The organism is Sphingobium sp. CECT 9361, assembly GCF_918741285.1.
Classification (GTDB): Bacteria; Pseudomonadota; Alphaproteobacteria; order Sphingomonadales; family Sphingomonadaceae; genus Sphingobium.
In genome coordinates, this window is the sequence record NZ_CAKKNC010000025.1 from 32,415 (window position 1) to 45,199 (window position 12,785).

12 protein-coding genes and 2 pseudogenes are annotated in these 12,785 nt (G+C 63.6%); 3 read left to right on the plus strand and 11 right to left on the minus strand.

Annotated elements, in window-relative coordinates; all coding sequences use genetic code 11:
• Position 1: 1 nt before the first annotated feature.
• The 7 genes from LQ220_RS21605 to LQ220_RS21635 form a co-directional block, all read right to left on the minus strand.
• The gene (locus LQ220_RS21605) at positions 2 to 1,189 is read right to left on the minus strand and encodes a hypothetical protein (protein ID WP_230190173.1); all 1,188 of its coding nucleotides are present in this window, start codon (positions 1,187 to 1,189) and stop codon (positions 2 to 4) included.
• A complete protein-coding gene (locus tag LQ220_RS21610) occupies positions 1,186 to 2,046 on the minus strand; it encodes a DsbC family protein (protein WP_230190174.1) in 861 nt (286 codons plus the stop codon). The genes LQ220_RS21605 and LQ220_RS21610 overlap by 4 nt, the downstream gene beginning before the upstream one ends.
• Before the next feature lie 11 nt (positions 2,047 to 2,057).
• Complete coding sequence (locus tag LQ220_RS21615; RefSeq protein WP_230190175.1) at positions 2,058 to 3,437, minus strand: TraB/VirB10 family protein; 1,380 nt, start codon at positions 3,435 to 3,437, stop codon at positions 2,058 to 2,060.
• Positions 3,437 to 4,231 (minus strand): type-F conjugative transfer system secretin TraK, encoded by a 795-nt coding sequence (locus tag LQ220_RS21620; RefSeq protein WP_230190183.1) that lies wholly within the window; start codon positions 4,229 to 4,231, stop codon positions 3,437 to 3,439. The genes LQ220_RS21615 and LQ220_RS21620 overlap by 1 nt, the downstream gene beginning before the upstream one ends.
• Positions 4,231 to 4,803 (minus strand): type IV conjugative transfer system protein TraE, encoded by a 573-nt coding sequence (locus LQ220_RS21625; RefSeq protein WP_230190176.1) that lies wholly within the window; start codon positions 4,801 to 4,803, stop codon positions 4,231 to 4,233. Before LQ220_RS21625 ends, LQ220_RS21620 begins: the two co-directional genes overlap by 1 nt.
• A 1-nt stretch (position 4,804) precedes the next feature.
• On the minus strand, positions 4,805 to 5,089 hold the full coding sequence (gene traL, locus LQ220_RS21630; protein ID WP_019054103.1) for a type IV conjugative transfer system protein TraL: 285 nt from the start codon (positions 5,087 to 5,089) through the stop codon (positions 4,805 to 4,807).
• Positions 5,090 to 5,157: 68 nt separating this feature from the next.
• On the minus strand, positions 5,158 to 5,472 hold the full coding sequence (locus LQ220_RS21635) for a hypothetical protein (RefSeq protein ID WP_230190184.1): 315 nt from the start codon (positions 5,470 to 5,472) through the stop codon (positions 5,158 to 5,160).
• Between the two features lie 345 nt (positions 5,473 to 5,817).
• On the opposite strand from LQ220_RS21635, the gene LQ220_RS21640 reads away from it, so the two are divergent.
• Both LQ220_RS21640 and LQ220_RS21645 read left to right on the plus strand, forming a co-directional pair.
• Positions 5,818 to 6,177 (plus strand): hypothetical protein, encoded by a 360-nt coding sequence (locus tag LQ220_RS21640; RefSeq protein WP_230190177.1) that lies wholly within the window; start codon positions 5,818 to 5,820, stop codon positions 6,175 to 6,177.
• Positions 6,178 to 6,321: 144 nt separating this feature from the next.
• On the plus strand, positions 6,322 to 6,789 hold the full coding sequence (locus LQ220_RS21645; RefSeq protein ID WP_230190178.1) for a hypothetical protein: 468 nt from the start codon (positions 6,322 to 6,324) through the stop codon (positions 6,787 to 6,789).
• 238 nt (positions 6,790 to 7,027) lie between these two features.
• On the opposite strand, the gene LQ220_RS21650 is transcribed toward LQ220_RS21645, so the two are convergent.
• The 4 genes and pseudogenes from LQ220_RS21650 to LQ220_RS21665 form a co-directional block, all read right to left on the minus strand.
• Positions 7,028 to 7,951: a lytic transglycosylase domain-containing protein gene (locus LQ220_RS21650; protein ID WP_230190179.1), complete on the minus strand. Its 924-nt coding sequence runs from the start codon at positions 7,949 to 7,951 to the stop codon at positions 7,028 to 7,030.
• A 142-nt stretch (positions 7,952 to 8,093) separates the two neighbouring features.
• A pseudogene (locus LQ220_RS21655) lies at positions 8,094 to 8,749 on the minus strand (transposase); the annotation flags it as partial.
• Between the two features lie 178 nt (positions 8,750 to 8,927).
• A pseudogene (locus tag LQ220_RS21660) lies at positions 8,928 to 9,149 on the minus strand (ATP-binding protein); the annotation flags it as partial.
• A 33-nt stretch (positions 9,150 to 9,182) separates the two neighbouring features.
• The gene (locus LQ220_RS21665) at positions 9,183 to 12,080 is read right to left on the minus strand and encodes a Tn3 family transposase (protein WP_230190180.1); all 2,898 of its coding nucleotides are present in this window, start codon (positions 12,078 to 12,080) and stop codon (positions 9,183 to 9,185) included.
• Between the two features lie 94 nt (positions 12,081 to 12,174).
• Between LQ220_RS21665 and LQ220_RS21670 the strand changes: the two genes are divergently transcribed.
• A partial coding sequence (locus LQ220_RS21670; RefSeq protein ID WP_230190181.1) for a recombinase family protein occupies positions 12,175 to 12,785 on the plus strand: 611 nt, incomplete at its 3' end.

Genomic DNA, 12,785 nt, shown 5'->3' on the forward strand with positions numbered 1-12,785 from the left:
CCTACTCCTCGATCTTGCCGGAAAAACCGGCGGGCGGGTTGGCGACCTTGGGGGCAGGCGGGACCTGGCTTTGTGCCGCGCCTTGTGCCGCAGGTTGCGAGGCGGCCGGTTCTGGCGGCCCTTCAAGTGGCGGCGATTGAACCGTGCCGACGCTGCCCGACGCCTTGGGGACCCGCGCAAGCTGCGCCTGGACTTCGGACTTGATGGCATCGACCGGCGACGCTGCGCGTCGCTCGGTGCCCCTTGCCCGGGCTTCGGCAACGAGCCTCGGGTCGGGCGGCCCGCCTTGTACCTGCGAGGCGACCAGAGCCTGGGTGGGGCCGTCCCTGAACTCCTGAGCGGTGTCATTCATCCCCGGCATTGGCGCAGTCATGGTGCCGGCCAGCGATGCAGGGATCGCAGCTGCGGCATCGCCGCGGCCCGCGAGCTGATCACCCGCATTGGGCTCGCCCGAGGACAACTGCATCCAGCCTCCCTGGTCGGCGACGGTATGGACAATGCGCGGTTCGTGCAGGTTGCCCGCACCATCGACAAAGGCGGGGAACACAACTTTCAGGACCCGGCGCTCGCGGTGGACGAGGCCTTCGCTGGCGGCCGCCAAGCGTCCGCGTCCGGCAGGTGCGAGGGCTGCGACTGAGGCTGGCCTCCGCGCCGATGGCTGAAAGTAAGGCCCGGCCGGACTCATTGGCCGTGCGTTCTGGATAACGGAAAGCGCCTGGTCATCGATCACGGTCGAGGGCGCGCAGGTGCCGCCCGGCGCATTGCACGAAAAACTGCCCTTGATGTTGCTGCCCAGGAAGGTGGTGCAGGCCGCCATCTGCGTCGCGGCAAGGCCAAGAACCGCGGCGCCCGCGACTTTCGAGCGCGGCGAAGCCTTGCGCCGGGCCGCCAGCGCGCCGAGCTTTCCGGCAAGCCGCCAGAAGGCGTGGGCAGCCTCGAGTGACATCGAAAGCGCCGACAGGCTCGCAAAGCCAGAGGATCGGCGCCAGGCACGCCGGCGCAAGTGACCGAGTTCCTGGGGCGCGAGGTCCCTGCCAGTGGCAGGGCCAAAGGCGGCGCGGATATCGGTCCACAGGGCGGTGGCTTCTGCGAGGCTCAGCCGCACATCGGGGATCGTCACTTGCCCGCGCGAGCGACGTCTGGCGGCGCGCTGGAATCCCGCAAACTGCAGCGCCGACAGCGAGGTCACGAGCGCGCTCCCTTGAGCCAGGTGATCAGGAATTCCTTCGGGCGGAACCCTTCGATCACTGCGCCGTCCGAGCGGACGATCACCGGGGTTCCGGCAATGCCGTTCTCGCGCGCGAAGCGTTCGTTGGCATCGAGCGGCGAGGTGTCGCAAGGCCGCGTGTCGGCGATCGGCTCACCCGCATAGGCAGCCTTGACCGCGCGGCGGCGGTCGCGCGCGCAGAACACCTGGTTGGCGAGATCACGACTGCCGAGCACCGAGATCGGCCGCTCGATCACCCGCACGTTGAGGCTCTCGAGCACGCCTGAAAGCGCGCGGCAGTAGCCGCAGCGAAAGTCGCTGAAGACGGTGACGGTCTGACCCGATGGATTTCCCCAGACGATGCCGCCGGCCTCGGGCAGTGCGGCCAGGGACATCGTCCGGGGGGCCGCCTGCGCGGCAGCTGTGTTCACACCGCGCCTTGGCGATTCGACAGCTTCGGCCTCACGCCGGCTGCCTGCTGCACCGCCCACCAGCAGATCGGGATTGACCTCGAGCAGGCGCACAGCGGTCAGGTCCTGGCGGGTCTGCATGTCGTAGACCCGCCCGATCATCAGGTAGCGTGCCGTCTTGTCGACGTAGAACAGCTGCGAGCCTGCGGTCACTTCACAGACCCCGTCGACCACCTGGCAGTTGACGCGGGAGACCTGCGTGCGCGGCAGGCGCTCCTTGAGCAGGGCTGCGACTGACGTATCCTGCGGTGATGGCCTTGCGGGTGCCCCCTCGCCTGCCTGCGCCCAGACCAGCGATGCGCCGCTGCCGAGCGTCACGGCGGCAAGTGCCCAACCTATTTGGCGCAGGTGCAGTTGTTCAAGCTTCATGCGATTTCTCCTCACCCGCTGATGAACACGCCTTCGAGGAAGACGATTTCGACATCGATCCCGGTCGGCATCTCGATAACGGGCTGATACTGCTCGGCCCGCTCGATCAGGTACTTGGAGACCATGTCAGCCGAGGTCGCGACGCCCTCGCCGAGCCCGCCTTCGAGGATCGCGCCCGCCCCGAGTTTCGGGCGCTGGCCGTTCACCGAGACATTGGTGCCTGTCATCAGCGAACTGGTGTTGGCCGAAAACCCGCGCCCGAACCCGCCGGCGAGCCCGGCGAGAAACGCCTGGCCGACAAGCGCGCCTTCGCGGCTCACCACCCGGCCCCGCACCCCGGTCTTGCCGCCGAAGGCGATAAAGCCCTTGACGTCGGAGACCGCGTAGCGCCCGCCCGGCTGCGGGCAGGTCATGCGCTGGAGTTTGACGTAGACCTTCTCCGAGGAGAGGTCGGCGCGGGCCGCACCGTTGACGAGGCAGCCGGCGATATTGGTCGTGAGCAGCCGGCCGTTTTCGTAGACAGAGCGCGCCGGTCCGGTAATCCGCAGCACGACTGGCAAGGGATCAGTCTGGCTCTCGACCCCCGCAATGGCATCGACCCCGACGATCACCTTGGCGACCGCGATCGAATTGGGCGGCAGATAATTTGCGCTGTCGGTAAAGACCGTATTGCCCTTGGGCACCGGTGTGCCGGTCCCGCTCGCGCCTTCGCTGAACGAAACCAGGCTCACTTCACTCCCGCGCATCGCCGGAAGACCTGCTGCCGAGGCTGCTGCCTGTCCGGCGGGTGTCGACGGCAGCGGTCCGCCAACCCGCGGAGCACCGGCGACCTGGTAGCTTGGCGGGCTGGTGCGTCCGTAAAGCGCATTTGGTCCAGCGCTCGCACCAACCGGCGATTGGCGCGCGGCATTCAGCGCTGCGCGCAGCTGCTCGTTTTCCGCCTGGTAGGCCGACAATACGCGTTCGGTATCGGACGAGATGGCTCCGCCCTGGCCTCCGCCAGCACCTTGTGCAGCTGCCAATTGCTGTTCGAGATGGTCGGCGCGCTCGGCCCGGGAGGCGAGTGCGCGCATGTTGTTGTTCATTGACATCATCTGCGCTTCGGACTGCGCGCGCCACTCCTTCTCAGCCATGTTCTTGTTGACCAGTTCGTCGACCGAGACGCCTTCGGCGGCTTGCCTGACCTCGGCATCGCTCGCCTTGCCGCTATCGTCGAAGATATAGAGAGAGCCCGCTACCAGCGCTGCGGCGCCTGCTGAACCGAGCAGCAGCATCTGCTTTTTCCGGGTCACCTCGTTGGCGGCGATGGCATCGCCAAGCGGCGAGGCATCGTCGCTCCCGCCAGCATCGAGCGCCTTGGGTACTTTCCGGAATATCCTGCGCAGATCCATCACCGGCCTCCATTTGCCTGAATGAGGTAGACGGCCGTTTCCTGGCCTGCGGCGAGCTCGCTCACCGGCGTCATGAAGGCGACTGCGCCGCGAGCCGCGAGCAGGTTCTCATTGAGCACCTGGGCATCGCGACCAGAGTTGCGCACGCGCAGGATCAGGCCCTTTAGGTCCGCGCCGCGGTATTCCCCAACCTGCTGGACCTCGAGTTTGCCGACCGTGACCGGTTCGAGCACCAACTGACGGATGTCGAAACCGTCCAGCACCTCGCTGCGGTACATGGCCTGGGCAAGCCGCACCGCCGCGTCTTCGGGCGAGGACCGCACTTCCCAGTCGCGTGCTTGCTCGGCCTTGATCGCGGCATTGGCGATGAACACCTGCTCGGCGTCGCTCCCTCGCACCTGGCAGACGAACTTGTAGACGAAGCCCTTGCGGGTCGTGCCGAAGAACGAAAGGTTTGGCCGGACGAAGCCATCGGGGACCGAGATGTAGATGTCACCGCGCACCGGCTCGTTGACGACCTTGAAGTCTTCGCTGGGGATTCCGGTCGTGATCTTCGACACCGAGGCAAACTGGTCGCCCGCGAGACTGATCCGGGTGAGGTCCTTGGCCGATGCCACGCAACTCACCGTGCCATTGTCGGCAGCCATCACATTCTGGTCGGCGAGCGCCGGCGATGCCAGGCACAGCGCGCCGAGACAGATCAGCGCCGCGCCCACCAGTCGTCCGGAGACGGCGAAGGGCCGACCCGCCAGCGCCGCGCCTGCACCTATCGCGCCCCATCCCAGCCCTGCCATCATGGCAGATCTCCCTTCTTTTCGTTTTCGGTGATCCGGCCGAACCCGGCGAGCTTCAGCGACACGCCCGAGTAGCTCCACACGAAGCGGAAGGTGCGCGCCTCGGCTGTCACTTCCTTCGATCCGACGACAGTGTGGAGCGTGCCGTTCACGTCGCTCGTGAGCGCGTCCGGATCGACGCTCAGCTTCTGGATCGTGAAGTATTGCGAGACGTTCGAACCGCTCTGCTCGCCCACCACCTTCATCAGTTCGGCCTTCATCCGGCCGTGCGTCCTGGGGTCGGTTATGCTGAGGATCGAATCCATCCAGTACTGGAGGTTCGAGGGCGAGCGGTTCAATGTCAGCAGCGCTGCATCGCGCGTCACCAGCTCGAGATAGTCCTTGTCGATATGGCTCGAGCTCAGCGTCAGCGGCCGCGCCAGCACGGGCTGCAGCACCACTTCGCGGTCGCGCTTCAGCGCGGTCAGCGTCAGCATCACAGAGACGCCGAACAGGATCAGACAGGAGCCGGCTAGCAGGTTGCGCTGCTTCAGGAGCCGCTGCGATTGCTGGTGCGTGATCGAGAGGTCCATATCAGCCCGCCATCAGTCGAAGATGGGAGGGCGGCGTTGCCTTCAGACCCATGAAGGCACCCGGCAGGTACCAGTAGGCCGTATGTATGATCCACGAAACGGCACGTCCCGCCTTCAACTTGCGCAATCCCCACCAGGCCAGCACGCTTGAAATGAGCCCAATCAGAATATGTTGAGACAGGACGCCCCAGGCGAATGGCAGGATCATCGCGAGGAATTCATCGAGCGTCCAAAAGCCGATGAGCTCGGGATCATCGAGATGCGCCGGGACCGTGTATCTGTTCATGAGGCAGCACCGCCCTCCAACCGTTCCGCGTTAAGCCTGTTGAGGCGAGGCGGATCGGCGAACCCGGATCAGACCGTCGCGGTGACGGCAGCGGTGACGATCGGCACGCCCGTGCCCGCGCCGACACCGACGCCGACCGGTATCGCAACCTGGCCGAGGCTGAAGCGGCCCGAGGCGAGGCCGACGATACCGCCCGCGAGGCTGAGCACCGTGATGATCTTGCCGCCCGAGCCTTCGAGGAAGCCGGTGAAGCTGGAGAGCGCGGTGTTGAAGGTCGTGTCGGCGCCCGCCATCGCGACTTCGCTGCCGAAAAGTGCGGCAACCGCGACCACGGCTGCTGCCTGCACAAGCGGCGCTCCTTTTCCTTTGAACTTGTTTTGCATCGCATCGTTCCCTTTCTCGAAACCGCCTCCGTCATCCAGGGGCTTCTCGAAAGAACAGATCTGCGCGTCGTTCAGCAATTAACGGTTGGTTTATTGTGGACTGCGAATCGCAACATTTGCCGATTACAGATTCGTTGCTGAAGTTGTTTGCCAGATCGGAAATCTGGGGTTCCGGAACAAGAACAATGATTATCGCAAAACGGGATCGCGAGACCCGATCAAGGCGATTGGAGTTGCCTGAACGGGAAAGGACCCAGCGAATCGCCAGCTCAAAAGGACGGATTCGTAAAATTAACGATTCGGGGTCATTATGGTGGCAACAATGGAAAACCGGGCGCGAACTGAATGGCCAGTGGCACACGCAACATCCGGATGCTTATAAACCAGGATTGCTTCGCCTTCCTGGCCGATGCCATGTGTGAATATTCCAAGAAAACAACGAGATTCCAGAGCCTTCGTTCGACCGTTCAGCATGCGTGCGTAAGCACCAAATCCATCGCGTTGGAGCGCGAGGATCTCGAGCGTTTTATTGCCGAACATCCATTCGACGGCAAGATCAGGGTCTGGCTCGAGATAAAGCCAGACTGGCTCGCCGACTATGACGCGATCCGCCGAAAAATCGCGCAGATCAGCGGAAAACCAGTGCAGGACAAGGCGGTCATACCTTTCGTGGTCCACCTTGCGCAGGCCAGGGGCCTCTTTTGAACCATTTCGGATTGTACAAGGCAAACAACACGTTCACGTCTTGACACTCTATGGCATCCCATAGACCAATCGGCTCGGGAGGGACGAGCCATGCCGCATCGCACTGTGACACCCGAGACCGTGTTCCGGCCGAGGCCTGCCTCGATGCATGACTCGGTTTTCTCCTTCGGCGAAATATCGCCGAGGCTCACCGAGCAGGAGCAGTACAAGCGCCTGATTGACGACCAGGCTGCGAAGCAGAGCGTGCCACTAGCGCATTTGGCCGACCGCCTCGTGATAGGGCGACCGCGATTGCACAAGGTGATCCGGAAGAACTTGGCGCTCAAAGATGACCTCCGGGACCGCCTGTTTGAGGCACTCGGTATTGATTGCGTGCGCGCCAAGTTCTGCGTTGCTTTCCTGCACGATCACACGGTCTACGATGATCCTGACGTATTTCTGGTTTGTGAGGGGCTGAAGGGCTTCTACTGCGAGATCATTTCACGCCGTCGCGGCGAAATCCAGGTGGCGCTGCGCCCGCCGATCATCCACGAAGCCTTGGGCCGGGCCTATGAACTTCTCCTTTCCCACCAGGAGCGAGTCATGGAGAACGACCGGGCCCTTCAGGCGTGAAGCCAGAGGCTGTCCACGCCTGGACACAGCTTTACGCAGCCGTTGGCCTGCTTGCCGTCATCTGCGCAGGCTGTGCGGCTTTGAAAACAATCCTTGAACTGCGAAGTGGCGCCGTCACCGTCCCACTTACAACGTGGAAACAGAAGGTTCTCTGGGTTCCACGTCTCTGGTTACAGTTTCAGCTTAGCTATTTGAGCGGGTTCCCGTGCATCATGGGCATTGCCTTGCTTTATGCGCATTACATCGGGTTCGAAGCGTTCAATCCATCGTAGCGGACCAGCTCAATGCTACGGTAGCCTGATGCGATCACGGCCTTCATGGCCACATTTCCCCGAAATTCGGCATCGGTGGTTGCAACGCCCAGTCGCGCAAGTCGTGCCCAATTGGTGGTAATCGTGCGCACATAGTTTCGGGTTCCCGGAATGGCCGGCACGTAACCTCGTTGCAGAGCCCGTCGTTCCGGACCTGCATTGTAAGCGGCAAGTGCTAGGTCCACTCGTCCGAAACGGTCAAGCTGTTGACGCAGATACCGCGCACCTGCCCGCATGTTTGAAACTTTATTAAACGGATACGATAGCCCAAGAAGGCGGGCGGTTCCCGGCATGATCTGCATGATGCCCATTGCACCAGCACTGCTGATCACCCAGGATTTATGTCCGGACTCCTGCGTGATAACAGCGTCGAGCAGATTGGTCGGGAGGCCGAACTCGCAGGCTATAGCTGCGACCGTGTCGAAATTGAGTGCCCTGCGGCTCTCAATTTCCTTTGGCAACCACCAAGTCGGAGCGTAGCGAACACTTTCGCAGTTCTCGATGTTTCTTGCTCCGAGCCCGCGTTCATGTGCCTGCTGTATGATTGGCATCACCCCCCTATAAAGCCTTTGATCCACTTCAAAATTGCCACCAAACATTACAGTGCTAAGATTAGTCCCATCTGCCGGCGAAGTTCCACCCCAATGCTCCAGCCCACTCTGTTCGAGATGGGCTCGTAACGATAACTCGACGTCTCGCTTGGGAGAGCCATGCCGCAATTGAGGGTCAACCAGCTTTTGCTGCACGGCATGCAACTTTGCGAAATCCAAGATGTCGACTTCGCGCGCAGCGGCACTACCGCAGCAGCATGCCACTAAGCATAAATGAATCGCAGCTTTGGGTAATTTCACTGTGCACCCCGCATGGGCGCACTGAGCTAGTGGGTTTTGCGCATCGTTAAAGGATCAAACGAGGAACCTCGTGTCAAACGAAAAATCGCAAACAACGAACAATCGACGTAAGCATCCGCCGAGTACCGCGTTATGAACTGTTTCAGGCGGCGAGCGCGGTGTTCGACTTGCGCCAGTTCCATGCCAGCAGGTCGTCGAGGCGGGTGACGGGCTGTTCGGCGATGCGGGTGAGAACGTCTGCAAGCCAGGCCTGCGGATCGACGTTGTTGAGCTTGGCGGTACCGATCAGCGAGTACATGACGGCGGCGCGCTGGCCGCCGCGGTCGGAGCCGCAGAAGAGCCACGATTTACGACCAAGAGTCACGCCGCGTCGGCCTGCAGGATGCCTGCCCAGGATACGAGATGGGCGCGCGGATGTTCGCCGCGCCGGTCGCGCGAGTAATGGAACAGCGCGGCAGGTGGTGCTGGTCCGCCGAACGGAGCATCGTCGCGCACATAAACCCATAATCGACCGGTATCAGTCTTGCCCTTGGCGAGAACCGGGACCGTCGTATCGTCGCCATGCAATCGCTCTGCGGCCAGGACATGGGCCTCGATCCGGCGATAGAGAGGCATCAGTGCGGCGCTTGCCGCACCGACCTGGTCAGCGAGTGTCGACAGGCTCAAGGGCACGCCCTCGCGAGCAAAGCGTTCGGCCTGCCGGTTGAGGGGCTGGTGTTGTCCGAACTTCTCGAACAGCAGCATGGCAAGGAAGCCCGGGCCCGCCCATCCACGCGGCACGACGTGGAATGGTGCTGGTGTGTCAATCGGCGTCCAAACGGGACCCCCGATCGGCGCCGAACAGGGACCCCCTTTGCGATAGTGCGATCCGTTGATGGGGGGCGCGGGTTTCGCTCTGCTGGTGGCGTAGGGAGGGCGTAGCCCGACCGGAGGCGCCAGCAGAGCGAAGGTCATTTCTGTCGGCTATCGGGGCGGATCAGCTGCGGTTCTTGAAGCGCCAACTGTCGTTGCCGGTCTCGACGATGTCGCAGTGATGGGTGATGCGGTCGAGCAGCGCGGTGGTCATCTTGGGATCGCCGAACACGGTGGGCCACTCGCCGAACGCCAGGTTGGTGGTGATGATTACCGAGGTCTGTTCGTAGAGCTTGCTGATCAGGTGGAACAGCAACTGGCCGCCTGAGCGGGCGAACGGCAGATAGGGGTCAGTTCTGGCTGAGGGCGGAATGACACCCTAAGCGGCGGAGTCCTTGGGCCAAAGGTACTCACCAGTGAGAAGGATGTGGGCCCACCCGAGCGGCGAGATATGGGCGAGAAGATGGTCGGGGGTATCGAGCCCTTCGCGGCGGCGAGCTTCGACGGCATGGCCGAGATGCAGGGTGTTCCAGTAGACGATGATGGCGGTCAGTAGGTTGAGGCCAGCGATCCGGTAATGCTGACCCTCCGTCGTGCGGTCGCGGATTTCGCCCTGACGGCCAATGCGCAGGGCATTTTTCAACGCATGATGTGCCTCACCTTTGTTGAGGCCCACCTGTGCACGGCGCTGCATACCGGCGTCGAGAATCCATTCGACGATGAATAACGTCCGCTCGATCCGGCCCACCTCGCGCAGCGCGGCTGCAAGATCGTTCTGGCGCGGATAGGCGGCGAGCTTGCGCAAGATGCTGCTCGGCGCGACCTGCCCCGCGCTCATGGTGGCGGCGCAGCGGAACAGGTCGGGCCAGTTGGAAACGATCAGCGCCTCACGAACCTTGCCGCCCACCAGCGGGCGCAGCTCGCTCGGCGTGGTGGCAGGGTCGAATACGTACAGTCGTTTGGATGGGAGGTCGCGGATGCGCAGCACAAGGCGGTAGCCGAGCATGGCGCTGATCCCGAACAGATGATCGGTGAACCCGCCAGTGTCGGCGTATTGCTCTTCGATCCGTCGCCCTGCCTCATTCATCGTCAGCCCTTCGAGCAGGTAAGGTGCTTCGCTGACTGTGGCTGGAATAGTCCGCGATGCAAACGGCGCGAAGCGGTCGTTGACGTGAGTATAGGCCTTGATTCCGGGATCGTTGCCGTAGCGGGCGTTGATCGTGTTCATCGCCTCGCCCTGCCGTGCTGCGGGGAAGAACTGGCCATCGGCCGATGCGGCTCTACCCATACCCCACACCTGGGCCATCGGCAGCGCCCCTTGCGCCGCGACCACGTTGGCCAGCGCCTGGTCGATCGCCTCGCTTTCGACGTGCCAGCGCGCGAGACGGGAGAGTTGCCAATAGTCGTGGGTGTTGGAAGCCTCTGCCATCTTACGCAGGCCCAAATTCAGGCCCTCGGCGAGCAGGACGTTGAGCAGACCAATTCGGTCGCCGCACGGCACGCCGGTGCGCAGATGCGTGAAGGCATCGGTGAAACCCAGCGCGGTATCGACTTCGAGCAGCAGATCGGTGATGCGGACGGGCGGCAGGCGGCGATACAGATCGAGCATCAGATCCTCGATCCCATCCGGCGCGTCGGCGGTGAGGCGATCAATGCGCAGCGTGCCGTCTTCGATGCTGCCTTTCGGAATTGTACCGCTGCGCGCGGCGCGACCGAGCCGGGCAAGGCCATCGGCGAGACGCACCTTGCGGTCAGCCAGCCAGACATGCGGGTCGGACGGGACCGCTAGCTTCGCGGCATGCGCGACCGCCATCGGCACGAGGACGTGGCGCAGGTCACCATACCGATGCGAGCGGTCGAACCAGATGTCGCCCGAGCGCAGCGCGTCGCGCAGATGGAACATGACCGCGACTTCCCGGAGGCGCGCATCATCGTCGCCCTTCGCCCGCAATTGACGCCGCCATTTGGAATGTGGGCGCAGGAAATCGTCGGTCGCCGGGAGCGCGTCTTTGGTGGCGATGGCGATCACCGCGTCCAGCAAGGGGCGCGCAGCCGACGCGGCTTGGAGATGGAGGCAGCGCAGCATACGCGGGGCATAGCGACGGAAGCGGTGATACCCCTGATCGACATGCGCCAGCGGATCATCGCCAAGCGTGTCCGTCAGAATCCTGGCCGTCGCGACGAGGCGGGAGAGATGGTCCCATCCCGCCGCACGCGCGACCGCATCCTCCAGCGACGCGCCGTCGCCATGCGCTTCGAGCAGCGACTGGCCAAGCGCAGTGAAGCCGCTCAGCGTCGCAGTGACCCCACCTCTGGTTTCCGCGGCGCGTACGTCATGTAGCTGCTTCGCCTCGCGCCAGGTGCGCCCGACGATCCGGTCATGCGTCTCGATCACCGCATCCGCGGTCGCGGTAGCCCACTCGATGATGCAGACCGCGAGGATGGCGCGACGCCGGTCGGCACCGAGATCGCGCAGGCCATCGGCGAAGTAACGTTCGCCCTGTCGGCGCAGCCGGGCGACGCGATGCGGCGGGACGTCGCCGAGCAGGCGGGCATCGAGGTTCATCGCACGCAGGAACTCAAGCCGGTCGAGCAGTCGATTTGCCGCGGCGGAATTGTTGCCCGGCTCGATCCGGCGCAGCCAGATGAAGCGACTGATTGCCCCCGGCAGCATCTCGGTCGTCAGCCGGTCGAGACGGGTGCAGGCGACAAGATCAAGGCGAGATGCGATGCGCTTCTCGATGCTGCGTTCGGCCGCGACGAGCGCATCCGCGCACAGGCGCTCGATCGTCGTGATCGCCGGCAGGATGGTCATGGTATCGCGGCAGCGGGAGATGAAGCGCCGGGCGAGATCGTCGTTCGAGTGTGCCTGCTCGGCTTCGGCGAACAGCCAGTCACGGAACGTCCGTGCCGGCGCGCCCTGACCAGGAAACGTCCTGTATCCGTAGATGGAGCGCAGCACCTCCATATGTTGCTGGCGGGTCTGGCGCCGGACGGCGTAGTGGACGAGCACGTCACCGGCGATGCCGAGCTGGGCGCCGAGGAAAGCGGATACCGCGAGCGGGATCACCTCGCCCGGCACCAGCATTCGTCCCGGATAGCGCAGCGCGCACAGTTGCAGCGCGAAGCCGATCCGGTTTTCCGGTCGGCGTCGCCGGTCGATGTGGATCAGGTCGTCGTCCGCCAGGATATAATGCCGTAGCAGCGACGCTTCGTCGGTCGGCAGGTCGAGCAGCGACGACCGCTGCCGGGCGCTCAGGATATGGCGTCTCGGCATGCGGCTTTGTCCCTGTTGAACAGAAGTCTGTTTTGGACAACACTGACCCCACGCAGATCAAGGCTTTTCGAGGCCTAATTCCAGAAGGGTTCAATTGGGACAGCGCGCCGCCATCTACGCCAGGGTCTCGACAGCCGACCAGTCGTGCGAGCGGCAGCTTCGCGACCTCGCCGGTTTTGCCGAGCGTGGCGGCTATGAGGTGGTCGAGGTCTTTCGAGAAACCGCCTCGGGGATGAAGGCCAACCGATCGGCACGTGCCGAAGTGATGAAGCTGGCCCAAGCGCGCCACATTGATGCGATCCTTGTCACCGAACTCAGTCGTTGGGGGCGCTCGACGCAGGACCTGCTCGATACGCTCAACCGGCTGTCGGGCTGGCGCGTGTCGGTGGTCGCGATGAGCGGCATGACCTTCGAGGTCGATACGCCGCACGGTCGTATGATGGCGACGATGCTCGCAGGCATTGCGCAGTTCGAGCGCGACATGCTCAGCGAGCGGGTTCGCTCCGGCCTCGCCGCGGCACGGGCGCGGGGTCGGAAACTCGGGCGGCAGACCGGCGTCCGCCCGAAGTCGGATCGGCACGCTCAACCGGCTGTCGGGCTGGCGCGTGTCGGTGGTCGCGATGAGCGGCATGACCTTCGAGGTCGATACGCCGCACGGTCGTATGATGGCGACGATGCTCGCAGGCATTGCGCAGTTCGAGCGCG